At 65.2% G+C, this 24,371-nt stretch carries 18 protein-coding genes; 7 read left to right on the top strand and 11 right to left on the bottom strand.

What is annotated here, in order from left to right; genetic code table 11:
- Positions 1 to 38 precede the first annotated feature (38 nt).
- Positions 39 to 659 carry a polysaccharide export protein gene (locus tag KF715_05470; GenBank protein MBX3736117.1) on the top strand — a complete coding sequence of 207 codons (621 nt, stop codon included), beginning with the start codon at positions 39 to 41 and terminating at the stop codon, positions 657 to 659.
- An 11-nt stretch (positions 660 to 670) separates the two neighbouring features.
- The gene (locus KF715_05465; protein MBX3736116.1) at positions 671 to 2,869 is read left to right on the top strand and encodes a polysaccharide biosynthesis tyrosine autokinase; all 2,199 of its coding nucleotides are present in this window, start codon (positions 671 to 673) and stop codon (positions 2,867 to 2,869) included.
- A 14-nt stretch (positions 2,870 to 2,883) separates the two neighbouring features.
- Here the strand turns inward: KF715_05465 and KF715_05460 are convergent, their stop codons facing one another.
- A complete protein-coding gene (locus KF715_05460) occupies positions 2,884 to 4,302 on the bottom strand; it encodes an O-antigen ligase family protein (GenBank protein ID MBX3736115.1) in 1,419 nt (472 codons plus the stop codon).
- 87 nt (positions 4,303 to 4,389) lie between these two features.
- On the opposite strand from KF715_05460, the gene KF715_05455 reads away from it, so the two are divergent.
- Genes KF715_05455 through KF715_05435 form a run of 5 tightly spaced genes read left to right on the top strand, consistent with a single transcriptional unit; the run spans position 4,390 to position 8,909 of the window.
- A complete protein-coding gene (locus tag KF715_05455) occupies positions 4,390 to 4,821 on the top strand; it encodes a VanZ family protein (GenBank protein MBX3736114.1) in 432 nt (143 codons plus the stop codon).
- Complete coding sequence (locus KF715_05450; protein ID MBX3736113.1) at positions 4,818 to 5,693, top strand: glycosyltransferase family 2 protein; 876 nt, start codon at positions 4,818 to 4,820, stop codon at positions 5,691 to 5,693. The genes KF715_05455 and KF715_05450 overlap by 4 nt, the downstream gene beginning before the upstream one ends.
- Positions 5,683 to 6,477 carry a WecB/TagA/CpsF family glycosyltransferase gene (locus KF715_05445; GenBank protein MBX3736112.1) on the top strand — a complete coding sequence of 265 codons (795 nt, stop codon included), beginning with the start codon at positions 5,683 to 5,685 and terminating at the stop codon, positions 6,475 to 6,477. The genes KF715_05450 and KF715_05445 overlap by 11 nt, the downstream gene beginning before the upstream one ends.
- A 55-nt stretch (positions 6,478 to 6,532) precedes the next feature.
- Entirely contained in the window at positions 6,533 to 7,933 is a 1,401-nt protein-coding gene (locus KF715_05440) for an exopolysaccharide biosynthesis polyprenyl glycosylphosphotransferase (GenBank protein MBX3736111.1), read from the top strand.
- Between the two features lie 55 nt (positions 7,934 to 7,988).
- Positions 7,989 to 8,909: a FecR domain-containing protein gene (locus KF715_05435; GenBank protein MBX3736110.1), complete on the top strand. Its 921-nt coding sequence runs from the start codon at positions 7,989 to 7,991 to the stop codon at positions 8,907 to 8,909.
- Positions 8,910 to 9,043: 134 nt separating this feature from the next.
- Here the strand turns inward: KF715_05435 and brxL are convergent, their stop codons facing one another.
- Genes brxL through KF715_05385 form a run of 10 tightly spaced genes read right to left on the bottom strand, consistent with a single transcriptional unit; the run spans position 9,044 to position 24,286 of the window.
- Positions 9,044 to 11,092 (bottom strand): BREX system Lon protease-like protein BrxL, encoded by a 2,049-nt coding sequence (gene brxL / locus KF715_05430; protein MBX3736109.1) that lies wholly within the window; start codon positions 11,090 to 11,092, stop codon positions 9,044 to 9,046.
- A gap of 2 nt (positions 11,093 to 11,094) precedes the next feature.
- Positions 11,095 to 13,404, bottom strand: coding sequence for a BREX-1 system phosphatase PglZ type B (pglZ, locus tag KF715_05425; protein ID MBX3736108.1), 2,310 nt, complete (start codon positions 13,402 to 13,404; stop codon positions 11,095 to 11,097).
- Between the two features lie 8 nt (positions 13,405 to 13,412).
- Positions 13,413 to 13,970: a toll/interleukin-1 receptor domain-containing protein gene (locus KF715_05420; protein MBX3736107.1), complete on the bottom strand. Its 558-nt coding sequence runs from the start codon at positions 13,968 to 13,970 to the stop codon at positions 13,413 to 13,415.
- A 15-nt stretch (positions 13,971 to 13,985) separates the two neighbouring features.
- On the bottom strand, positions 13,986 to 14,570 hold the full coding sequence (locus tag KF715_05415; GenBank protein ID MBX3736106.1) for a TIR domain-containing protein: 585 nt from the start codon (positions 14,568 to 14,570) through the stop codon (positions 13,986 to 13,988).
- Positions 14,571 to 14,575: 5 nt separating this feature from the next.
- Positions 14,576 to 15,064: a hypothetical protein gene (locus KF715_05410; GenBank protein MBX3736105.1), complete on the bottom strand. Its 489-nt coding sequence runs from the start codon at positions 15,062 to 15,064 to the stop codon at positions 14,576 to 14,578.
- Position 15,065: 1 nt separating this feature from the next.
- Positions 15,066 to 18,515 (bottom strand): N-6 DNA methylase, encoded by a 3,450-nt coding sequence (locus KF715_05405; protein MBX3736104.1) that lies wholly within the window; start codon positions 18,513 to 18,515, stop codon positions 15,066 to 15,068.
- Between the two features lie 8 nt (positions 18,516 to 18,523).
- On the bottom strand, positions 18,524 to 19,549 hold the full coding sequence (locus tag KF715_05400) for a TIR domain-containing protein (protein MBX3736103.1): 1,026 nt from the start codon (positions 19,547 to 19,549) through the stop codon (positions 18,524 to 18,526).
- Positions 19,550 to 19,560: 11 nt separating this feature from the next.
- Complete coding sequence (gene brxC / locus KF715_05395) at positions 19,561 to 23,010, bottom strand: BREX system P-loop protein BrxC (GenBank protein MBX3736102.1); 3,450 nt, start codon at positions 23,008 to 23,010, stop codon at positions 19,561 to 19,563.
- Entirely contained in the window at positions 23,007 to 23,570 is a 564-nt protein-coding gene (locus KF715_05390; GenBank protein MBX3736101.1) for a DUF1788 domain-containing protein, read from the bottom strand. The genes brxC and KF715_05390 overlap by 4 nt, the downstream gene beginning before the upstream one ends.
- Entirely contained in the window at positions 23,570 to 24,286 is a 717-nt protein-coding gene (locus KF715_05385) for a hypothetical protein (protein ID MBX3736100.1), read from the bottom strand. Before KF715_05385 ends, KF715_05390 begins: the two co-directional genes overlap by 1 nt.
- Between the last annotated feature and the right edge of the window lie 85 nt (positions 24,287 to 24,371).

The raw sequence follows: 24,371 nt of genomic DNA, 5'->3' as shown, positions 1-24,371 counted from the left end.
CTCGCGGCGCGGCCATGCCGCGATTCCAATCGACCTGCATGGCCATTTTCAGGCGCGTTTTCCGCTCCGCCCTCTGGCGGAGCCTGCTGCTCGGCGCCACGGCGCTGGTCCTGTCCGGCCTGTTGCGCGCCGCGGAATCCGCGACGAATAGCAACTACCGCCTCTTTGCGCGCGACCTCGTGCAGATCGCAGTGCAAGGCGAGCCTGATGTCGCCGTCCAGCGGCGCATCGACGCCACGGGCGAGATTCCCGTGCCGTTGCTCGGCGCGGTGAAAGTGGCCGGACTCACCGTCGCGCAAGCCCAGGCGGAGATCCGCCGGCGCTACATTGCCGAAGAGATTTTCATCCGCCCCGAAGTCTTCGTCAGCGTGGTCGAATACAGCCCCAAGGAAGTGCTCGTGCTCGGGCAGGTCAACAAGCAGGGCAAGCTCGCCCTCTCGCCCGAGTCCGCGGCGATGCCGATCATCGAGGCGATCACTGGCGCCGGCGGCTTCACCCGCATCGCCAAGAGCGACGGCGTGCGCGTCACCCGCAAGGACGATGCCGGTGCCGAGCGGGTGTTCACCGTCGACGTTGAGCGCATGCTCGCCGGCCGCGGCGGCGACCCCTTCCAACTCCAGCCGGGCGACGTGGTGTTCGTGCCCGAGCGCGTATTCTGACCGATTGCACGATGCCTCGCTCCGGCACCTCGCAACCCGCCAAGAAGAACCCCGCGACTCCGGGGGCCGCGCCGCTCAGCGTGGACCTGCGCCAGAGCATCATCGTGCTTCGCACCCACCTGTGGGTCGCCGCGGCGCTGACGCTGATCGCCTGCTCGGTCCTCGCCTGGCAGCAATTGAGCCAGCCGAAACTTTTCTCGGCCGAGGCGTCGCTGTTTTTCGAGCGGCCGAATCGTTTGCCGGAAATGCGGGAGATGTCGGAGGCGCCATTGGGCGAACTGCAAATCTCGACGCGCCTCGAACAGCTGCGCAGCATCGAACTCGCCCAACGCGTCGCCGAATCCTTCACGCCGGAGGAGAGCGCGCTCGTGCTCGGCAGTGACGCGACTCGCGGCGAAGGTGCGACCGCGCGCGTCGACTCGCGTCGCGGTGGCCTGGCCGGTTTCCTGCGCGGTGCGGTCACGGCCAAGCGCCGGCCGGAGACGATGCTGCTGGTCGTTTCCGCTGTGCACACCGACCCGCAGGCCGCGGCGCTCATCGCGAATCGTTACGCGGAGAGCTTCGTTCGCTACGTCCTGGAACGCAGCCTGGCGGGCAACGATGCCGCACTGGTGTTCCTCCGGGAGCGGGCCGAGGAGATGCGCAAGAAAGTCGAGGCGACCGAGCGCGACCTGCAGGACTACCGCCAGCGCTTCCATCTCGTTTCCCTCGAGGCCAACCAAAACATCATCGTCGACAACCTCAAGACGCTCAATGCGAGCGCCACCGCGGCCCGCGTGGCCCGGTTGGCCGTCGAGGCCCGTCTTGCCCAGGCCGAGGATTTGCTGAAACGCGACGCGACCGCCGAGCAACTCGCCTCCGCGACCGGCTACGAGAGCCTCGCCGATCTCGCCAAGCGCCTCGCCGATCTCCAGGCGAAGCGCGCCGTCATGGCCGAGCGCTATGGCCGCCGGCACCCGGCGATGCAGGATTCCAGCCGTGAAATCGAAGCACTGCAAAAACTGCGCGACGAGCGCGTCCAATCGGCCATCGCCAGCCTGCGCGACCAGGCCGACAAGGCCCGAGTGGTCGAGAAACAACTTACCGAGCAGCTGGCCGAGGCCGAGAAGGAGGCGCTGCATCTCGATGAGATCGGCGTCGAATACAACACGCTGCGCCGCGCCGCCGAGACGAACCGGCAGACTTATTCGCAGGTCCTCGCCCGTCTGAACGACGCCACGATGAGCGCGCAGCTCAGCGGTGCGAACTTCAAGATTTCCGAGATGGCCCGTCCGCCCGCTGCGCCCTTCTCCCCGAACTTGCGGCGCACGCTGATGCTCACCGCCATGCTCGGGCTCGCGATCTTCTTCGGCTACCCGTTCACCGTGGAGCTGTTCTTCGGGCGCATCCGGAGCGTCACGGACGTCGAGCACTTCCTCGGCGTCGACGTGCTCGGCGAAATCGGCTCGGTGCGGCCCGGCGATGATGGCGAACGCGCCCAGCTCGTGCGCGCCGAGCAGAACGAGGCCGCGACCGAGCAGTTCCGCGCGCTCTACAGCCAGCTCATGCTCTCGTCGCGCATCGATCCGCCGAAGACGCTGCTCGTCACGAGCACGCTGCCGGGCGAGGGCAAGAGCTTCATCGCGGCCAATCTCGCGCAGTTGTTCGTCGCGCACGGCCGGCGCGTGCTGCTCATCGACGGCGATTTTCGCCGTCCGGTGCAGCATCGGAATTTTTCGCTCCCGAACAACGCCGGCACGCTCGCCTGGTTGGGCCAGAATCGCCCGGTCGGTCCGGAAATGCTGCGCGACGCCGCCCTCGGCATCGCCGAGGTCGCGCCCGGCCTGCATCTGCTGCGGACGGGCGGCAGCAGTCGCAAGGCCACGGAACTGCTCTCCGCCGAGTTGCTCCCGCGGCTGATCGAGGAACTCCAGCGGCACTACGACGTCCTGATCATCGACACGCCTCCAGCCGGCGTCTTCCCCGATGCGGTCGCGTTCACCAAGCTCTGTCACGAACTGGTGTTCGTGTGCCGTTTCAACACCGTGAGCCGCCAAGCGGTGCGCGGCGTGCTCGCGCGCTTCCGGCAGGCCGGCATCGAGGTGCCCGGCGTGGTGCTGAACGCCATGCCAACCGGCTTCGGCGGGGCGGCGTATTATTACGGCTACGGCTACCACCAGGCAAAGCGTTACGCCAAGGCCTACTCCAAGAAAGACGACGAGAGCGCCTGAACTCGCCTCGGTCCTCAGCGGGACGACACTGTGCGGGCGGATTGTTCGCTCGCGCGGCGTTGCAGCCGGCCCGCCGTGACGACCAGCACGGTCCAGAGAAGAAGCACCGCGGGATTGTGGAACGGGAAATCGATCCACGCATAGAGCAGCAGCAGGCTCGCGCCCGCCAGCGCAAGGCGCCCGGCGGCTCCGGCCTCGCGCCAGTTCCGAACCGCCGCCGCGCCGGCCGCGCCGAGCAGCAGGGCCGCGCCGAACCAGCCATTCTCGGCGAGAATTTGCAGCCAGTCGTTGTGCGCGAATTCGAAACGCGCGGTCGAGCGTCCGTTCGCATCGCGCAGGTAACCGCCCTGGAAAACCGGGAAGACGATCTCGTAGCAGCCGACGCCCCAGCCGAACCACGGACGGGCCTGCGCCATGTGCCATGTGTCGCGTGTGAGTTCGACGCGCAGATCGAGCATGCCGCCGGCCGCGTGCCGCGCGAGCTGCTGTTGCGTGCGCGCGAAGTCGGTGCGTCCGCGCTCGAGGTAGAACCGGGCGACGAATCCGGCGACGGCCAGGACGAGTGCGGCGAGCAGTGCCATGCCCCAACGCCGGCTGCGCGCTCCGACGCTCTTGGACAAGTGGGCCGACGCCCAGACCGCGAAGCCGGCGACGATCGCCGCCGCGAGCAGCAAGCCGGCGCGCGAACCGGGCAGCGGTAGCGTGCACAGTGTCAGCAGCGCGGTGCTGCCGAAAAAAAAGACGCGGCCGCGCGCCGCGGGTTGTCCGGCGAGCGCCGCCGGCCACGCGAGCGCGGCGAGAGTGGCGCCGGCGATGCCGCCGAGCGCGCCGTAGGCGGCCCAGTGGTTCTTGTAGTAGAAGGTCGCGAAGAAATACGTCGGTTCCGGGACGTCGAACGCGCCGAGCATCCGGTCGGCACCGAGGAAATGAAAACCGGCGCCGACCGTCGCGAGCGCGAAGCCGTTGAGCGCGATGCCGCTCCAGAGCACGCGCCCGGCGCGGCTGGACAGCGGCAACCCCGCGAGCGCGGCGCCTTGCACGAGCGCGGTTAGCCAGGGCAGCGCGCCGGCGATGGCGTGCGCGCGATCCGCCGTGGTGGGAAGCCAGTGCAACCAACCGGCACGCTCGTGCCAGGCGCCGTCCGCGCCGACGACGTGGCTCGGGTTCAGGAGCGCGAGCCCGACGAAGACGACCCAGAGTCCGGCGGGCAGGAGCGCGCACCAGTGCGGCCGGAGATTCTCGCGGCGCGCCAGAAGCCACAGAGGCAGCGTGAGGGCGACGAGCGCGAGCGAGAGTGCGAGGGCGCCCGCGGCGCGTCCGCCGCCGAGCCAGGAGGATGCGATGACGACCGCGAGGGTTTGCGCGACCAGCAGCTTCTCGACCGGTGAGAGCGGCTCGGGCGGTTGGGCGCGGGGCGGGCGAGACGGCGGCACGGCGGAGCTAGCAGGCGGCGGAGGAGGCGAGGGCGGCAAGCGAATTTCGTCCGGGCGGGCTTGCCATGGTGGAGCCGACGCGAATTGATGCGCTCGCCGCCGATGACCGTTCCGCGTCCACTTCCCGCCGATTCGACATTCGCTCGTGTGGCGCGCGGCGTGCCGCTCGGGCTGACACTGGCGGCGGTGTTGTATGCGGGGCTGAAAACGCGGCCGGAGATGCGCGTCATCCCTGGCCTGCCGGCGGCGTGGGGCGATTGGCTCGATGCGCACGATTTCCTGAAGAACGCCGTCGGTTTCGCCGTGTTGACCGGCGCCGCGCATCTCGCGTTTCCGCGCACGCGGGCGCGCAACGCCGCGGCGGTGGCGCTGCTGGTGGCCGGCATCGAGCTGGCGCAGCTGTTCTTGCCGCAGCGGTGCAGCGATGTGAACGACGTCGTCGCGGGTTGGCTCGGCGTGGCGGTCGCGAGCGTGGTCGGGCTGGCGATGTCGCGCCGGCAGCGGGAAGGCCGGACGTGAGCGCGCTCGACAAAGTCCCCGTTTCGATCCTCGTGCCGGTGCGCAACGAGGCGGCGAATCTCCCGCGTTGCCTCGGCAGCGTCGGGTGGGCGGCGGAAGTCTGGGTCGTGGATTCCGGCAGCGTGGATGCGACGGTGGAGGTCGCGACGCGGCACGGCGCGCGCGTGGCGCAGTTCGCGTTCAATGGCACCTGGCCGAAGAAGAAGAACTGGGCGCTGGAGAATCTGCCGTTCGCGCATGCGTGGGTTTTCATCCTCGATGCGGACGAGGTGCTGCCGGCGGAAGCGGAAGCGGAGTTGCGCGCGATCGTCTCGGCGCCGGCGTCGGACGTGGCGGGTTACTGGATCAACCGGCGTTTTCGTTTCATGGGGCGGTGGCTGCGCCACGCCTATTATCCGAATTGGAATCTCCGGTTGTTCCGGCACGAGCTCGGGCGCTACGAGAAGATCACCGGTGTCGCGACCGAGAGCGGCGACAACGAGGTGCATGAGCACGTGGTGGTGCGCGGGCGGACGGGGCGCCTGCGTTGCGAGATGGATCACTACGCGTTCCCGTCGATCGCGGCGTTCGTGGAAAAGCACAACCGCTACTCGAACTGGGAGGCACGGGTCGCGGGCGCGGATGCGAGCGGTGCGGCGGGGTTGCAGTTGGCGGCAGTCGGCTGGCGGCGGCGTGTGAAGCACGCGGCGCGGCGGCTGCCGCTGCGACCGTGGTTGCGCTTCGCCTACGTCTATTTCTGGCAGCGGGGATTCCTCGACGGGGCGGAAGGCTACTATTTCGCGCGGTTGCACGCCTTCTACGAATTTCTCTCGGTGACCAAGACCGAGGAACTGCGGCGGGCGCGCGAAAAGGAGGCGGGAAATGAGCGCTGAGACGCGAGCGGTGGCGCGACGGGAGCGCGTGCTCGGGGTGGATTTTTTCACGGGCTCGCTCGACGAGGCGGTGGAGCTCATCGCCGGCGGCGGTTTGCTGACGGCGCCTTCCGGGATCGGCTTGGCGGAGGACCTCGTGCGCGAGCCGGCGTATCGGCGGGCGCTCGCGGCGAGCGACTTGGTGCTGACGGATTCCGGGCTGCTGGTGACGCTATGGCAGCTGCGCACGGGGCGGCGGTTGCCGCGGCACTCGGGGTTGAAGTTTCTGCGGCGGTGGCTCGAGCGGCCGGAAATGCGGGCACCGGGCGCGGCGTGCTGGGTGATGCCGAGCGAGGAGGACGCGGTGCGCGCCCGGACTTGGCTGAACTCGCTGGGCGTGCCGGCGGTCGAGGAGGATTTCTATGTCGCGCCGTGGTATGGCGCGGGCGAGGTGAGCGACGGGAAACTGCTGGCGCAACTGGAGGCGCGGCGACCGGCGGTGGTCTATCTCGGCATCGGAGGCGGCGTGCAGGAGCGTTTGGGGTGCACGTTGCGTGAGCAGCTTTCCTATCGGCCGGCGATCCTGTGTCTGGGGGCGGCGCTGGCTTTCCTGACCGGCGCGCAGGTGGGGATTCCCGTCTGGGTCGATCGTGCGCGGCTGGGGTGGTTGTGGCGGGTGATGTCGCATCCGCGGCGGTTTGGCGGTCGGTATTGGCGGGCGACGAAGTTGGTTCCGCTCTTGCTGCGGCACGGACCGGCGGCACCGCCGGTTGTCGGCTCGACGCGGACCAAAAAAACGCTTTGATTCCGGGTCGAACGAGCGGTGACGGGCCAGTCGCTGCAAAGCCAACCACGCCCCCATGCTCGATCGCCGCAGCGCTGGCCTCGCCAGCATCCACAGTTTCCTGGTCGCCCTCGAGGCGGCAGGGTTGTGGCTGATCATGGCCAAAGCCGCGCCGCTGGTGCGTGGGATAGAGTTCACGACCTTGCTGCCGCATGCCGCCTATCCGGTGGCGATCATGGCGGCGGTGGCGCTGACGATGGGTTCGACGTGGACGGTGAAAAGCGAACTGGCGGTGCTCGGCTGGATGCGTTCGGCGCAGCTGGCGATGCGGCAGCTGGTCATCGTCGCGGGGGCGGTGTTCACGGTGGTGGTGGGGTTCAAGGATCCCGGCATCAGCCGTCTGTTCCTGGCGTCGTATCTGCCGTTGCTCGGGGTGTTGCTGTTGCTGGTTAATCGGTTTCAGCCGGTGCTGCTGCGGCAGTCGCTCTTCGGCGCGCGCGGGCGCATGCCGACGTTGATCCTCGGCGATGCGGCGCAGTTTCCCGACCTGCGGCGCTGGCTGGCGGCGGGGGCGCCGCTCGGGTTGCATCCGGTCGGACGGGTGCGTTACGCCGGCGTGGTGCCGGATCTCGCGGAGCTGCCCGTGGTGGGCGAGTTCGCGGATTTGCGGGCGAGCATCGTGGCGACGGGGGCGCAACAGGTGTTGATGCTGAATCTGCCGAAACACGCGGACGATTTCGACGCGCTCGTGCGCGCGTGCGCGGCAACGGGCTGTCGCCTGCTGGTGCAGAACGATCTGGCGTTTCGCCTGGCGCATCCGCTGCGGCAGTTCGTGCAGGATGGCTACAGTTTCATGGCGTTCCAGGACGAGCCGCTCGAGAATCCGGTGTTGCGGGGGCTGAAGCGGGTGATGGATGTCGCGCTGGCTTTGCCGGTGGTGATCTTCGTGCTGCCACCGCTCGCGCTCGCGGTGCGGGTGATGCAATGGCGACAGGCGCCGGGGCCGTTGCTGTATCGGCAGCCGCGCTCCGGGCGGGGCGGACAGGCCTTCACGGTGTTGAAATTCCGCACGATGTTCGCGACTGCGGAAGGGCAAAACCAGACGTCGCCGGGCGACCTGCGGGTTTATGCCTTCGGGAAATTCCTGCGCCGGACGAGCCTGGACGAGATGCCGCAGTTCTGGAATGTCCTGCTCGGTGACATGAGCGTGGTGGGGCCGCGACCGCATTTTGTGCGCCACGATTCGGAGTTCGCGGACTCCGTGGAGGTCTACCGCATGCGCTTCTTCGTGAAGCCTGGGATCACCGGCATGGCGCAGGCCCACGGCTTGCGCGGAGAGATGCGCTCGCCGGATGCGATCCGCGACCGGCTGCAACTCGACCTCTATTACATTCACCATTGGAGCGTTTGGCTCGATTGCGTGATCATCGGACGAACGCTGCGGCAGGTTTTTCAACCGCCGGCCAATGCGCGCTGATGCGACTTTTTGTTTCGCCTCCCCAACCTCCGTCCCATTACTCCCCTCCGCCGCCATGAATATCCGCTCCCGCCTCTCTACGCTCGGAATTTTCCTCGTGTGCGCCGTCGCGGCTGTCGCCGCGCCCTCCGCCACCGTCGTTGCGATCAAAGGCTCGGTCCAAACCGCCGATCATCAGGCGCTCCAACCGGGCGCCACCCTGCCCATCGGGGCGGTGGTCCGCACGAGCGGAGGCAGCGAGGTGTCGCTGCGGTTTTTCGACGGCACGGTTGCCTCGGTGCTTGCTGACAGCGAGCTGATCGTCGAGCGCATCGAGAGTCAGCAGCAGGGCGGTCGCAACGTCACCGAGACGACGGTGCTGAACCTCCAGCGCGGCACGGTCGTGGCGAGCCTCGACCCGGCGAAGAAGGATGTCACGCGGTTCAGCGTGCGCACGCCCCGTGGCGTCGCGGTGGCCAAGGGCACGGTTTTCGCGGTGCGCGTCACGCAGGATAAGGCGAACGCCACCGTCGGCACCATGAGCGGTGTGGTTACTTTCCTCACCGATCGCGGCGAGATCAGCGTCGCATTCGGCCAAGTGACGAGTGGCGGCTCCGCGCAGAGCGTGGCGGCGGCGGTGGCGGCCGATCCGTCGCTGGCGGCCGTGTTCTCCGAGGCGGCGCTTTCCATCGCTGCGGCCGTCGGACAGGGCGCGATCACCAATACGGCCGACACGCCGAATCTCGTCGCCGCCGTCCTCGCGGCGGTCGTCAAGGTCGCGGCCGAGGCCAATCCGAGCCAGGCGGGCAATCTCGCCCAGGCGGTCACGGCGGCCGCTGGCATTCAGGATCCCGCCGTGGTGGCCATCGTGAACCAAGCGGCGTCCAGTGGCACGCCGGCAGCGCGCAACGCTCCGGCGCCGGGAACGGCGGATACGGGCGCGATTCTTCCCGCGCTCGATCAGACACAGGTCGTCGTGAGTCCGTCGCGGAACTGAGCGGGAGAGATTTTCTTTCCGAACACGCGGCGTTTTGCCGCGTGTTTTTTATGCCCGTAGCGTGGCGGAGAGGACGCGATTTTAGGGCGAACTGAAGTGACACTTATACCTTTGGATTCTGGGCTCGGCGGGCATCATTCGACCAGCATCTTGAAGACAGCGTCCACGCTGTCCTTGTAGAACTCGATGGTGAGCTTGGTCCAATACTCATCCGGCAGGTCGTTGAGCTGGCGGCGGGCGGCAACCGGCAGGAGGAGGACTTGGGCGCGTTTGTCGATGGCCAGTTCCACCACCTTGGCGGCGTTCGGCAGAATCTCGACGGAGCCGCCCAGATTCAGGGAGCCGGCGACGATCGCGCCTCCGCGAGTGTTCTTGCCGAGGAGAGCGCCGCAAAAGGCGATCAGGGCGGGTAGGCTCAGGCCGGCACCGCTCTTCTCCGCGTCGATGGCGCGCATCTGAATTGAGAACTCCTCCTCTCGCGGATTCCGATCTCCCACGAGTTCCTTGGCCCGGGTGTAGAGGTTTTGCTCCGCGACTTTTACACTCTCCCGGAACGGCGGGGGCGTCGGTTGATTGAGCACCCGCACTCCCGCCCCCGGCCCACAGGTGACTTCGAGCCGATAGAGCGCCGGCCCCGTTTCCGGAGAGCCCGGACTAGCCGCCCAAACTTGGCCGGGCGGCAACGGATCAGTCTCGATGGCTTCGTCGCTGTGCAATTCAGGCGTCGCTACGAACTGTTCCACCCCGTCGGGTCCGAGAATGTAGCTGAAATGGGTGTTCCTAAACTCGCTCTTGAAAACCCGCTTCTGCTGCTCTTTCACGCGGCGGCGTGATTCAAGCGCGAGTCTCGCCATCCACTCCAGATCCTCGTCGGAGACCGGCTGGTCAGGCGCCGGGAACACCAGTTTCATCAGACCGTTCATGGTCTTGTTGACGGCCTCGATGTCGCGACCGCTCAAGGCGCCACCGAGGTGCAGCCGCCCTTGAATCTGCGCGAGGCGGTTGTTTGACCGGAGTCTCGTCCAGGCTTCGCTGAGGAAGTCGCTGACGAAGCCAAAGTGCTGCGTGAGGTGTTCGTTCGGATTGAGCTTCGGGAAATCCCAGCCGGGCACGTAGCTGTGCAGGCGGTCCATAAACGCGGTGTCATTCCGCATCTCCGGCGGCAGTGGGCTGAGCAAATGGGCGACGCGCTGCTGCTGCTCCACGTCCACATCGAGATTGCCGACCATCACCATGCTGCCCTCGGCCCGGATGTTCTCTTTCCCGCGGCTGAATTGGCCGGAGGCCATGTAGCCCTTCATGATGTTCACGCCGTCCTTTTGGTCGAAAGAGATGCCGGAGACTTCGTCGAAGCACACCACGTCGTATTGGCAGACCAAACCGCGCTGACCGCTGGCGTTGTTCACGAACATCTTGGCAACCGTGGCTTTGCCGCCGGAAATCAGGTGGGCGTAAGGGGAAATCTGCTGGAACAGGTGGCTCTTGCCGGTGCCCCGCGGTCCCAATTCGACCAAGTTATAGTTCCGCTCCACGAAGGGCACCATGCGCAGCAAAGTTACTTTCTTGGCGCGGTCGGACAGCGCGGTCGGTTCCAAGCCGATGGAGCGGATCAGGAAATCGATCCATTCCTGCGTCGTGAACTCGGCGCGGCCCTTGCCATAGACATCGAGCACATCAGCCTTCGACATCTGGATGGGGCGCAGGCTCTGAATACTGAAGGGCCGGCCGCCCTGCTCCTGCGCGATGACGCCGTCGTATCCAAGCGTCACCTCCGCGTAGAAACCGTCCGTCAACATGCGCTCGTTGTCCGTGACCAGCTGGCTCGAAATCCGCACATCCCGCAGTGCGAGACTGGGTAACTCGGCGACGTAGCAGTCGTTCTTGGGATCGAGCCGCGCCTTGACGATGTCGATAATCCGGACTTCGCCGTCCTCCTTGGCTCGGGCCTTGAACAGCTCCTCCTCGCCTGTCCGCACCGTGCGGTCCTTCAACTGCTGTTCCACGATGGCCAAGCCCTCGGCGATCTCGGCCTCGTTGACGCTGGCGCAGTAGCGCCCGAGCAGGAACTCCACCACGTAGGTCGGCACCGGGTATTGACGGGCGTATTTCCGCACGAGATCCTTGCGGACGAGGAATCCGTCATAGGTTTTGGCGGCGAGTGAATCAAGATGGTCGAGGGCCATGCTCATAAAGTGTCTCCTACGGTCGTGAGTTGATGATCGAGAATCTGTCCGGCGGCATCCAGCAGCACCACACTCGCCGCCGAGCCTTCCAGCGTGTCGTCACCGACCGCCAGGCTGGCCGCACCCTGCGCATCGACCTCCTTGGCCGACGCTGCGATGGATTTGGGCTGCTTCCAATTCGGTCGCAGGTCCACCCTCAGGCCCGCAGTCGCGCCTTCGATTTGCACGCGACACCGCAGGCCGCGCCAGGACACCGTTTTGATTTCGGCGACCACCCGGGAAGCGGTGCGCTCGACGAGAATTTCCGGGGTGATGCATTCCTGCGGGCTGATGCCGCCATGAGAGTATTCATGCCCTTCGAGAAAGGCGCCGATGCCGTGCGGACTGGCGATGCGCACGTGCGGATTCCAATACCACGCATACTCCGGCACCGTGCTGGCCGACTCGCCTTTCAACGTCGCGCATCTAGCCCAGCGGGAGGCCGCCAGATAATGGGGCAATGTCACTTTGGGCAGCCCCCCGGGGAGCAGCAGCCAGCCGTGGTCCGTGATCACGCGGACCGCAGCCCAGCCTTGGTTGAGCAAGGTTTCGATCCGGTCGGCGACGACCTCGATCTCGTGCTCGAGGTGCCGCGGGAGATCGCCTTGGAGCGAGTGCCCGAGTTTGTCGAACTTCCCGGTCTCCACCCAGCCTCCCGCCGCCGCTCCGGTGGCCAGACGCAGGTCTCCCTCGTCCATGACCTCGATGCCGGCCTGCGCCATGGCATCCCTCAACTTGCCCGCCAAGGCAATCTGACCGCTTTCCCGAAACACGGGTTGGAAATCCACCGCCCCTTCCGGGCCTTCCAGCAAGTGACGGACCGGAGTGGCCGCCGGCTTGGCCGTGGCGGTCACCGTCGGCACAGCCGTCAGTCGCGACCGGAGCTGATACTTCAGTCCGCGTGCTTCCAGGCTCGCCGCCAAGCGCTGGCCGAGGTCGTAGCGAAGCCCGTCGACGAACATCAGGCAGACATCCTTTTCGGTCGTGACGACACCGACGGCAGAAGCCGCCGCGCCCGCCTGCGAATAAACCGCCTGAAACGCCCGGGCCGACCGATCGAGCCAAGGCTCGTGCAGCGTCCGCACCACCCGGTTGATCGTGCCCACCTCCGATGAGGAACCGGGACTGGCGAGCGCTTCCATGGCCGCGCCGTCGCACAACCACCCTTCCGTCGTGTAGTGCTTGATGACGGCCGTCAGATCCGGACCAGCCAACGGGCGCTGGGACGCATCGGCCAGTCGGGCAAGCGGGCGCAGCGCCATCGCCAACGCGCTCTGTCCGATCTGCGCCCAGACCCACTCACGTCGCTTGCCGTGTTCGCGCTCCAGTTCGATCACCTTCGCGCACGCAGCTGCGTGCGAGAGTTGGGTGAGGGCATCCAACTCCTTCGCCAGCCGGGCCTCCTCGGTTTCGTTGACTGAGGGTTGGCGTCCTTCCTCCACGAACAAATTCTTGGGCGGGACTTCCCGCAGCAGCCGCGCAACGCCGGGATACGCTTTGGGCGCCTCGCAGAACCGGCGCCACACATCGTCCCAGCCGTAGCCGCCGGAGAGCAAGGCTGCGCCGGCCTCCTTCGGGTCGGCAGCCGCCGGGTCGAGGCTGAACTCCCGCTGGCAAACATCGCGAAATGTGGACCAGCGAGCCCCCGACCAGCGTTGCGCACACCCCGCGGGGTCGTTCATCCACATGAGCACGTCCCGCACCGGATCGCCCACCACCAACCGGTCAAAGTCCTCCGCCTCCAGCCGCCGACCCTGCAAACCCGCCACGGGTTCGTTGATCAACGACGGCAGCGCTCGCTGCACGGCCTCACGCGTCCGGGCGTCGAGCGCCAGGTCGAGTCCCATGCCGTGCTCGGAGGTGAGGAACGCCTCCACCGTCCAGTCGCGCCCGTTGCGCTGGTGCCACATGGCGCCGCGGTATTCGAGTTCGATCAAGGGCTGGAGCAGCGCCGGACACTCCGAGCCGGCCCGGAGGATCTGGCGGCTGACCCCTGGCAGATAGAGCACCGGGATTTGTCCTTCCTTCGGGCTGATTTCCGGCAGCGAGCGCGCCACGATGCACTTCAGCCAAATGGCCGGCCCAGTGCGCTGGTCCGGGGCGTAGTCGCCCAGGGAGTAGAGTTCCGGGAGCGAAGGGCGGATTTCCTCCACCAGCGGACGCCACTGCCCGTCCGGATCGGTCCAGAGAATGGCGACCGGCGCCACCACGCCCTCGGGCGAGGTCGCGGCGGCGGAAAGGGAGTTCCAAAGGGCTTCGGCGAGAGTGCTCACAAAAAGGATCAGAGTTGCTTCACACCGACGCCGGTCTGCTGGCCGGGGCGAATCACTTCCGGGGCGGCGGGCTGACTGGAGAATGTCCGCAGTGCGGACGGCTCCAGCCGACGGTAGAGTTGCAAGTATTCACTGCCGTAGAATGTGCCAGCGCTGTCCTTCGTCGGAACGATAACGATGTTGTCAGGGCCTTTCTTGCCATCTGCGTAGCCGATTTCCCACGGGCACCAGCGGGACGCCATCGAGTTGGGCGTGGCCAGGAACATGAACAAGTAGCACTGCACGATTTTCACCCGGAGACGCTCCGCAGTCTCTTTCGACGTGACAGCGGGCATCTCTTCATCGAGCCAGTCGATGTATAGGCTTCCTCCCTGACTCTCGATGATCGACTTCAGGCCGAGCGCGTAGTCGCGGTCTTTGTGTGAGTGGGAAAGGAATATGGTCTTGTAGCCCAAGGCGCGGGCCACGCTCTCGTTGGCGAGAGCCGTCCTACCACCGGCGCTGAAATTTTGTAGGCGGCTCAGGTAAGCCGCATTTTGGAGTTCTTGGAGAGAATAGGCGTTCATGTCGTTAGCGTGGACTCAGGCGCCAATCCACGAGGCGAAGTTGTTGTAGCCGTCGTTGGCGACCCAGTCATAGGTCCGAAACCACTGGGTAAGTTTGAAGGCCTTGCCGTGCTGATCTGACGGAAGCACTCCGCTGACACCCCAACCGTCGAGGTCCGCGTAGTCGATCCACTGTTGGTTACGATGCTCCATCGGGCTCGCCCGCTTGCCGTCCGCGCTAATCGACAGCGCCAGATGGTCGAAGGGGTTGGGACCGGCCGGCTTGGTGTAGCCAAACTTGTCCTTGATCGCATTGATGTGGATCGCGATCAGGCCGTTCCCTCTTTCCAGGCTCTTCATGATCTCGTAGCGCACCCAGCGGCGATCATAGGTTTCGGAGCCAATCAGCACGACCGTGACGGACGTGTAATCGAGTTCCGCGTTGATCATCCGCTTGAGCGCAAGGTCACCCTTCTTTTTTGCCTCCTCCCAGATCGAGGCGTCGAGGTAACCAGCCGACTTTGAATCTGAGCCTACAATCTTGTGATTGCGAACGACGTTGGCCCGGAAGTCGGAGACATCCTGGTAATGAAAACTGAAGTAGACGCGTTTGTCGGCCATGGCGATTAGTGGCAAAGCCAGCTGGTGAGAAAGACCGCCGCAGCGAGGATGAGATAAAATCCTCCGGTGGCGGGAGAAGAGACCGCGGCGCGCAACGTCAGCCCGACGGTCTTCCAAATGCCTTTGTGCGATTCGATCACGAGGATCCTGGCGGGATCACAGTTGCCGGCATGAATGGACCTAACGAGTTGGTTAGACTGGCTGCGGAAGGCCCGCTCCAGGGCATGGTAATAGGAATCGAGCAGCAGAAAGATGGCGATCAGCGCGTAGGCGAGGTGGTAAATCACCTTATGCTCCACCTTCAAATCAGCAGTGAATGACAGGACGACCGCACCGGAAACCAAGGTGATGCACCAGTTCTTGCAACTGCTCGCGTTGCCGGCGAGGCGCTCGATGATCCCCTGAAGGATGTCGAGGTGCTTATGAACGGCCTCATTCTCGAGCAAGGCCGGGACCTGCGGATCGATGGATGATTCTGGGGTGGTGGGATTCATCTTATTTGGTGCCACGCCGCTCGCGGGCGGCTTGTTTGGTGGCGAGGGAGTAGTGGCAGTCGTTCCAGCGGTTGCCGTCGAAGGTGGCGCCGCCTTTGAAATCGTCGGTTGTGCCGTCCCAGGACCAGAACCAGGGGAAGTCGGCCTTGGGGCGCTCGGGTTCCTTGCCGCGGTCCTTGTCCCACTTGATGCCCTTGGGAGGCACGCGGAGGATGCAGGCGTTTTTGCCGCGGGCGCTCAGGGGCTTGGCGGTCATGAACGGACGGATGTTGAGGCGGACGCCGTCGTTGATGTCGGGATTCCAGCCGATGGGCTGCGCATGCAGGGGTTTCCAGCGGACGAAGAGGTCGAAGGGCTTTTCGCCTTTCAGGATCAGCTCAAGCTGTGCCCGCAGGTGCTCGGCGGCGGTGAGGCGCGCGTCGGCGCCTTCCACGCCGTCGCTCTTGGCCTTGCGCTGGGAGTCGATCCAGTCGCCGAGGTAGGTGTAGATGAGTTTTTCGAGCGTGCGCTGGCCCGCGCCGTCCGGTCCCGCTAGGCGATGATAGTTGACGAGCGCGCTGAAGCCGCCGCGCAGGCCGTCCCAAATGTGCCAGACGAAGGGACGCTGGTGGAACAGCTCGCAGTGCTGGGCAAAAAAATCGTCGCTCAACCACTCCGCAAGGGACTTGGCCGAGGAGCCGGTGGCGGCGATGAGTTCACGGGCCTTGGCGGCGGACCACTCGGCCCCGAACGCGGCGGCCAGCACGGCATTCAACCGATCCGCGGCGGGCGCCTCGCCCTTCGTGGCGGAGAGGCACACGATGCCGTCCTTGTCGGCCAGTTTCTCCAAACCGTCCGGACCGAGGGCCGGACAATCCGGGAAGCTCGATCCCGTCTGGCGCGGCCACTGATAGCCGACAAGGCGGGCCGCGGCGACCTGCAGCGGCTCGTCCGAGCCTGCTGGGTGGCTGTTGAAGAGCCATTGCGTCGGGTCGCTGGAAAACGGCTTCGGCAACCCGTGCGGAAATTTCTCTGCCGCCACTTTCTGCCAGTGCGGTAGGTCGAAGGGCGCCTTCTCGTAGTAACCCGGGTCGACGCATAGTCCCTGGTTAACTTGTCGGACCGCTTGCTTAAAATTCTGCGAGGAGCAGAAACTCCAGAGGGCAGGCAGGTCGTCCGGATTACGCGGAACCAAGACGAAAGCGACGTTTTCAAAAATCTCCCCAGAATAAAGTGTCACATGGAGATCACTCATTTTTGATATCGCCACTCCAAATCGGCCCCACGCATCTCGTCCCGCGATGGTTGCCCCGTTACCAGCGGCTCGTTTGCACAAAACGCCAGCACCGTCTTCCCAGAGTAGAACAAGCTCGCGCCCTGAGTAATCGTGTGTTCCCCAGACGGTGCCTTGCTGGAAGGCCCAGCGGCTATCTCGTGTGTTCACCTCCCAGAAGTGCCGGCGGAAATACGGTGAATCGCTCGATGTTATGCCGCCCCGCACGAACGCAAATTCCTTCACACGCGTGAGCCCGGATTCGGCACCCAACTGAATAATCCAGTCTGGATTACTCAATTGCTGCCGCTGGCTAGTCAAAGAGCCCGCTGCACCGAGAAGCGACTTCGCTTTCGCGACGGGTGAATCGTCCGCGGCTACATCCAATCCGATGAAGGACTGAGGGGGCATTGGTGTTCGGCAACTGTGAACAATCAATGACACGTTTACGACTTCGCCGCCAATTGTCTCAAACGCGTGAGCGCCCAATCGTGCTACTGCGTTCCACTCGGTATAGTTCAACAGCCGTTTCCTTAGCTTTTTGTAGGCCGCCAAGAATAGCCAACTCTGTGGAGTGACTAGCGCAGCGCTTCCTCCGTCACGTGCGAACGCATGGCAGCGTTCGACGAAGCAGGTAGCGAGGTCAGCGCTTCCCTCGGGGTGAACTCGTTCGCAATAATCCAGTAGAATTGTCTCCTGATTGCCTCGTCCGAGGTAAGGCACGTTGGTGGCGACGAGCGTGAACTGACCGGCAAGAATTTCCGCGGCCTTGGCAATACCTTGCGCGGTCACGGCCATCTCCAGTGCGGAGTCATCCGACGATTCCTCCGCTAGCGCCTTCGCCAGGAGCGGGTGTAGCTCCTGAAATCCCGCCTCGATCAGATTGCCTTCACCACCGGCCCGGGGATTGATGAGACTCCCGAGCACTGGTCCGTTTTGAAACAGGCGATAAAGTCGCGCCATGCCTCGCTGAAGCTTGTCGCTCTCACCAGCGAGTTTCAGCCAATCCGATTCACGGGCGTTGGGCGCGAGGCCGGAGCACGCGAGATGCATCGGCGGCAACGCGCAGTGTCCCACGCGCCGCCACGCTGCGAGCGCGAGATTGAAGGCCGCGATCTGGGTGCACCGCGGGTCGAGTTCCAGTCCGAACAGGTTGTCGCGGATGACCGCGCTGACAGCGGCTTTCTCATCGAGCCCTTCCTCGGCGATCCGCAGCGCGACCAGGCGCTCGAACATCGCGACGACGAAATGCCCGCTGCCCATGCAGGGATCGAGGCAGGTCAGTTCCTTCGCCAGCTTCGGCCAGCCGGGAAAGGTGCCGGCAGCAGGATGCCAGCTTGGTTGAGAGTTGAGGGTTGAGGGTTGAGGGTCGGAGGCAGGCCGGACGAAGCGGAGGTAGGTCCACGGGCAGCCGGGCAGCGCGCACGCTTCGCGGAGTTCGGCTTCGCTCTGGGCGTTCTCGGCCAGCGCGGGATTCGCGGCGAGGATCTTGCCGGCCCACCACGCGCCGAGCGTGTTATCGAGCAGGAAGTCCACCATGTAGTCCTCGGTGAACAGCTGCGTGACGGCCGGCAGCTCATCGGCGCCGATCTTGTTCTCCGACTTGTTGACCGCTTCCTTCTGGTCGGCCTGCCAGAATTGATAGACCCAGCCGAGGCTGTCGGAGGCGACAAACACCTCGCGCGGCAGCTCATTCAGCACGTCCTCCAATTCCGAACGCGTCTCCGGCGGGAGCGCGACTTCGAGCACCGGGTCACCCTGCCGGAAAATCTCGGGCAGCATCTGCTGAGCGAAACCGCAGGCGAGCGGCAGCCAGTCCTTGCCCTGCTCGCGGGCGAGTTCGCGGCACTCGTCCATCGTCATGGCCTGACCCGACTCGGGCTCGATCAGGAGATCATTCTCCGCGAGGTAGCGAGCGAAGAGCATGCGGTGCCAGTGCTCGTAGGCGACCTCGCCCTTCAACCGGGTGATGGACTGCGTGCCCCGCTGGGCATCACGGGCATCGCCGAGCTGCTGCCCGTGCGCGCGCAGCCGGTTGCGCAGACGGCGGAGCGCCGGGTCCTTCATGCTGCCCCACGGCTCATGGTGTCCGACCGCGAGCTGTTCGAGCGCCTTCACCGCGCCCGCCTCCGCGACACGGCGCGCCCGTTTCACGGCATTTTCGAGATCCTTGCGAAGTTTGGGAGCGAGGGAGGGCATGGGAGATCTTAGCGGAGAAAATTCCAGAATTCCTTGTTGGAGAGATTCAGCGGAAACTCGTGCTCGTCCTCGAAATCGTCCTGAAGCTGTCCATCTGGCAGCCGATCTATGAAAGACCCGAGAGAGTCGAGTGCTGCTTCCGCCTTTCGCACCCGCGGGTGATCAGTGCAGACGCTGTATCCGTCATCCGTCGAAATTTCCTGATTGGCCGCCGCTTTATTGGCCGACTCATACCAATCAGCGTCCATCACCGGCTTTCCCGGGCCGCCCCGCTCGTGGAAAAGCAAATCGGACGTCGCAAGCTCGACGTTTCGCAGGGCCTTGCCTGCAGCCTCACACAAGCTCTCGAACTGATCAGCTAGCGAAGAATATTTGGCCCTGACTTTAGTGACTTGGGCTCGGTCCTTGAGCTTCTCCAAATCAGCGATCTGTTCGTTGAGGTCTGAAATTTCTTTCTCCTTGGCGGCAACCTCTTCGAGGCTCGCTGCATACTTTGCCTCGGCCGCTTCGAGAATGCTGCGCTCCACCTTATCAGGTTGCGGAAGCTTTTTAAGGATGCCGGGAAGTTTCTTGAGAAACGCGTCCCGCTTCACTGTCCAGATAGCCGTCTTCAGCTCTGACTTGAGCAAGTCACGCACCTGATCGCGCAGCTCGTCCAGGCAGGACTCGTCGTCAATGTTCAGGTTCTGGCTAACCGCCATCACGGCTTTGACTTCACTCTTTTTGAGTGGCGGCACGACCAACGGGAAACATGGCATCTTGAGTCCCCAAGCGGCTCCCATCTCGCAGAGACAGAATTTGCTCTCAAAATAGTTCGGACTCAGCAGCAGAATCACCAGGGCGGAGTCCGCCAGACGGTCTTGCAGCCACGCGATATAGTTCGGATTGCCGGCGGGAATTCCCTGACCGGGCAATGTGGTGATGATGATCTGATCACCCCGGATGCCGCACCCCGTGGCCAGCAAATCAGACAATTCTTCGACGAGCTTTTCGTCGGCAGAGGAATGGCTGAGGAAGATGGTCGGGCGCGACATGGGTGGGCGAGTTACGAAATTACGACCGGACCGGACTTGAGGCGCTCAAGGAGCGTTTTCTCCTGTTCGGCGAGCCATTGCTTCACGTCAGCTTCGGAGCGGAGGACGGTGCTGGCGAGGTGCACGTGCTGGACCTTGGGTTCGAGCAGCTCGGCGGCGGCTTTGGCGACGGCGGCGAAGCGGGCCGGGAGCGCGGCAATCCGGTCGTGCCACTGCGCGAGCGGCAGGGCTTCGAGGGCGGCGAGCAGCTTGTCGTCCGTAGCGAGGTCGGGGGCGGCGGGTTTGGCAATGCCGGCGTGGGCGAGGAGGCGGGTGCGGTCGGCAGGAGCGATGCGCTGCCAGACTTCCGAAGCTTCGAGCGCAGCGAGGTGCTGGGTGTAGGCGGTCTCCAGCGCCTGCTGGGCTTGCTGCACCGCAGCGCGCAGCAGGTCGGCCAACTGGCGGCGAAGAGGCGAGACGCCGTCCTGAGGTTGCAGCAGCGAGCGCTGGGTGCGAATCGCCTCAATCTGGGCGATGGCCTCGGCCGCTGTGGGCAGGGCGGTGGCGTGACCGGCCAGGCGGGTGACCAGTTGCCAGACCGGCACGCGTTGCGCAGCCAGGTCCCGCGCGGCGGTCCATTCCTTGAGGTTGGTTTCGAGCGGCGTCGCGGCGGCCCGGATGGCGGCGAGCTGCTGGTTGCCGGCGAGACGTTGCAGGTCTTCGACGGCCGTGAGACTCGGCACCGGAGGCAGCGGCGCCTCGCCGCCCGCGCTGCGGGCAAGCGCGATGACGGTCTGCAGAAATTCGCCGGCCTTCGCGGCTTCTTCGCCGCTCTTGCAGGACACGCCGGCCTGACCGAACAGCTTGCGCAGCGCGAGGCGGTCACCCACCGACAAGGTGGCTTGCTCGACCCGGAACGCGGCCTTCGGAATATTGTTCTGCGCCAGCTGGCCCAGCGCGACGGGGGCGCCGTTCAGCGTGACGCTCAGGTGTTGCGAGCGATGGAGCGCGATGAGTGCGGCGTCGATGGCATCCTGCGGCCAACCGAAGGGCGCGGCTTGGAGCGCCTTGCGAACCTCAGTGCCGGTCTTGCCGGCGCCGATGGTGGTGATGACTTGCTGGCATACGGGATGTTTCTCGGTGGCGTCGGTGTGCCCGGTGGGCTGAAACGGGTGGTCGGCGCCGTCGCGGGCGCGCTTGAGCACGAGTTCCCACGCGTTGGAATCGCCTTCCTTGAAGCGAGGGAAGAGGCGGATGAGCGACTCGTCGGCCGCGTCGCGAATCTTGTCCTCGAGGGCGAGCCGGATGACCTCGTTGCCGCCGCCTTGGAAAACCTTGGCGTTGGCGACGATTTCCTTGATGAGCCGGTCGCGGGCAGCAACAGCGGTGGCCTTGCGGCTCTCCATGCTCTGTTTCGCCTCCTGGCCTTCGGGCGTGGAGGGATTACCCCGCGAGTTGAGCGTCTGTTCGGCGGCGTCGGCCTCGACGAGCAGGCGCTGCAGGTCCTGGGCGGACTGCCGGGGGATGAACGCGGCGAGCAAGGGGCTGTCCGAACCGAGGGTGCGGACCGTCTCGACGACTTCCTTTTCAGAGCAGGACCAGCCGTCACGAATCCAGACGGGAACACTCACGCCGTCACCGGCCGGGACGGTGGAGTCGCGCCCAATGAGCAGGCTGCGCGATTCCTTGCTCAGACCCTGCAACTTGCGAACCGAGCGAATGGCGCGCTCCGCCTCCGCGTAGAGGAGTTCGTCGCGGCGGAACTGGATGGTGGCGTCGTTGTTGTTGAGCTTGGTCTGGTGATTGCGGAATTCGCGGTCCCACTCGCTGCCCTCGCGGGTCTGGAGCCGATATTCGTCGCCCACCGCCATCAGGACACCCTTGTCGGCGAGGCGCTTCAGGGTGGATTCGACCTCCGAGCGCAGCTTGCCGTTGTCGGCGGTCAGGTCGTCCACAAGGAGGTCGGCGATGTGGTCCTTGTTGGCGCGAACACCGGTATCGAGACCGTCGTCGCGCTTCAGCTTGCCGATTAGAAAAACGAGCCCGCAGATCCGGCGGGCGAGATCGCCCTCGTCCTTGCCGACCTTGATGATGCGCTCGTTGCTCTCACGGAGGAGCACGCCGGTGTTGACGAGGCTCGGTGCGAGCGACTCGAACAACTCGTCGGCCGGCACCACCGCGCCGAGGTTGCGCTTCGAGAGCTTGGAGACCGCACTGTGAATAATGCTCAGCTGGGAGCGGAGCTGGCTCTGCGTGCCGGCGGCATCGACCTGCCGGAAACAGTGTTCCCAGAAACGGCGACGGACCGGGAGCAACGGGTAGTCGTCGAGGATGGTCAGGCGATCCTCGGTGCGCTCCGCCAAGCGGGTGCCCTGGAGGTGGCGGGAAACCTCGCCGGCATGGGTTTCGAGAATGCGGCGCACCTCGGGCACGCCGGTGGGCTTTTTCTGGAGCAGGACCTTGCGGGTGACGGTTTCGACCTCGATGTCGGAAAGCGGCACGCGGATGGTGAAACGGTCGAGCAGCTTGTGGAGCTGCGGCATGTCGGTGAGCGCACTTTGGCCGGCGCCCACGATGATGAGATGGCTGTCCATCTGCTTGGACACGGCTTCGGCAACCTCGGTCACTAGCGTAGCGCGGATGTGGGAGTCACCGATGTATTGCTGCACCTCGTCGAGGATCAGGATGGTGCACGGCATGCGCCCGTTTTTGCCGACGCGCAGCAGGGCTTCCTTGGCGGTCTGGAGAAAGGCCTCGGTGGTGATGTCAGTGGCCTGCGGCGGGAACTGGGTGCGCAGGGCCTTGAGCACGTCGGCCTCGGAGGCGGCGAACTTGGCGTCGCAGGCGAGAATGGCGCGGGCAAGGGTGCTGCTGACGTAGAGGTTGTTGAGTTCGCTGGTGAAGTTCTTGCCGGTCGCGGCGACGCTTTGCTGGACCTTGGCATACCAGCCTTGCGATTCGAGCCAGAGGCAGAACTTGGCCTGCGGGTAGAGCGGCGGCAGGCCGGTGGCCTTGAGCAGAATTGAGAGGATCGTGAGGCGCACGTTCTCCGTGGTGCCGCTGGGCAGAGCGCCGGCAGCGGCGAGCAGGCCGCCGGAGCGCTTGCCGGCGGTTTCCAGCTCACGCAGGAGCGCGTGCAGATCATCCGGGATGTTGGGCACGAGGCTGCGAGCCGTGGCGCCGTCGTCGAAGGCCGTATCCTGCCACAGGCTGGCCGCCATCTTCAGGGCGTGGGATTTGCCGCTGCCGTAGAAGCCGCTGACCCAGACGCCCTTCTGGCTGGTGCGGCCGAAGTTTTCCAGAAACGACCGCAGGATGCGGATCAAGCCGTCGGAGAACTGGCCCTCGCAGACGAAGGTGGACAGCTCGCCCCGCAACTCCTCGCGCGCCTTGGCATCGGCCATGTCGGCGATGCGCGCCTGGCCTTGGTTGATCAGGGGATTTTCCGCGGGATCGCGCTGGAGGATGTCGTGAATCTTCATGGGGTGAATTCGTCGGAGTAAGGCGTGATCGGGATGGCGAGGTAGTTCCACCCGTCGCGCGCATCCAAAAGGCGGTAGTTGTTGTTTTCGAGCTGACCGGGAAAAAACACGAGAAGGCGACCGCGGACGTCGCGGTCGATTTTGCGGAGCACCTCGGAGAAACGAGCCAAGCCGAACAAGGTCGCGACGCCCATGACGGCCACGACGGTGTTGTCGGTGACGGTCGGAGCGGTGAGGGCGCGGCGAAGCTCGCTGGCAACGTGGTCGGGAAACTCGGAGTCGAGCTTCAGGCTGAGGTCCTCGGGCTGGGCGAAGTAGGCGTCCCGGTATTCGTCCGCCGCCATCCACGAGGGGAAGACCGACGACAGATCGACCTCATGCCAGGTGTGGCCGGCCTCCAAGGTCGCGTTTTCGAAGAGCATTCGCCGCGCGCGCAGGGTGCGCTCCAGCTCCTTTTCATACACCACCATGATGACGCGCTGGGCGCCCGACACCGTGCGTTGCCACGGAGTCGAGATATGGCGCGAGTAGCGGTCGGCGAGTTCTTCGATGCGAGACATCAGAGGGAAAAGCTGGGGTCGAGGCGTTCGAGGCGCAGATCGACGATTTTGTCGGAGAAGCGGAGATCGATCAGGCCGGCTCGCTTGGACTCAAGCGCGAGGGCGCGGGCGGCGGCCGGGTCGAGGTCGAGGATTTCGATCCAGCCAGACGTAAACAGGGCCTCGCCCCGAAACCCGGCGAGGTAGCCGAGGGCGAGCGCCATGGTCACGCTGACGTAGTGCGGCCGGACCGGCTGGCGGACCTTGAAGGTGCGCCCCTGAAGGTGGCCGGATTGGGCCCACGAGCTGGCGCAGTTCCGGACGACCTTCGCCAAAATGTTGTCGTTAAGGCGATTTTCGGTGACCGCCCGCACCGCAGCCTCGGCCTCGGAGCGGCTGAACTCATCTCCTGGCTGGAGGGCAGCGATCGCAACGGCCGACGCGCGGAGCAACGGGTCGCGAGCCAAGGCGACCAGCAGCGCCAGATGAGGACGGGAGCCGGCATCCGTTAACCAAAGGCGAACGAGCAGGCGGAACACGCCCACCTGAGGATCGAGCGCGTAGAGTTCAGAGAGGCGCTGAAACGACAGGCGGCGGGTGGAGGCGGTCGACTTGCCCAGGCAGTTGTCCTCGACCACTCCGCGCTTGTAGTCCTCGCGGTCAGCCCCCGCCGGGGTATGCGCCAAGACCGCGGCCAACTCGGAAAACATCAGCGTGCGGCTGGAGTGCGTGCCCACCGAGCCGAAGCGAAAACCCGCCGTGGCAAGAGGCGGATCAGGAGGGAAAAAAGCGGTTTGGCCCGTTGCGAGTCTCATTCGCCGG

Origin of the sequence: Candidatus Didemnitutus sp., from assembly GCA_019634575.1 — a bacterium.
Taxonomy (GTDB): Bacteria; Verrucomicrobiota; Verrucomicrobiia; order Opitutales; family Opitutaceae; genus Didemnitutus.
Note: the sequence above shows the minus strand (reverse complement) of the source record. Positions and strands in the feature narration are given on the sequence as shown.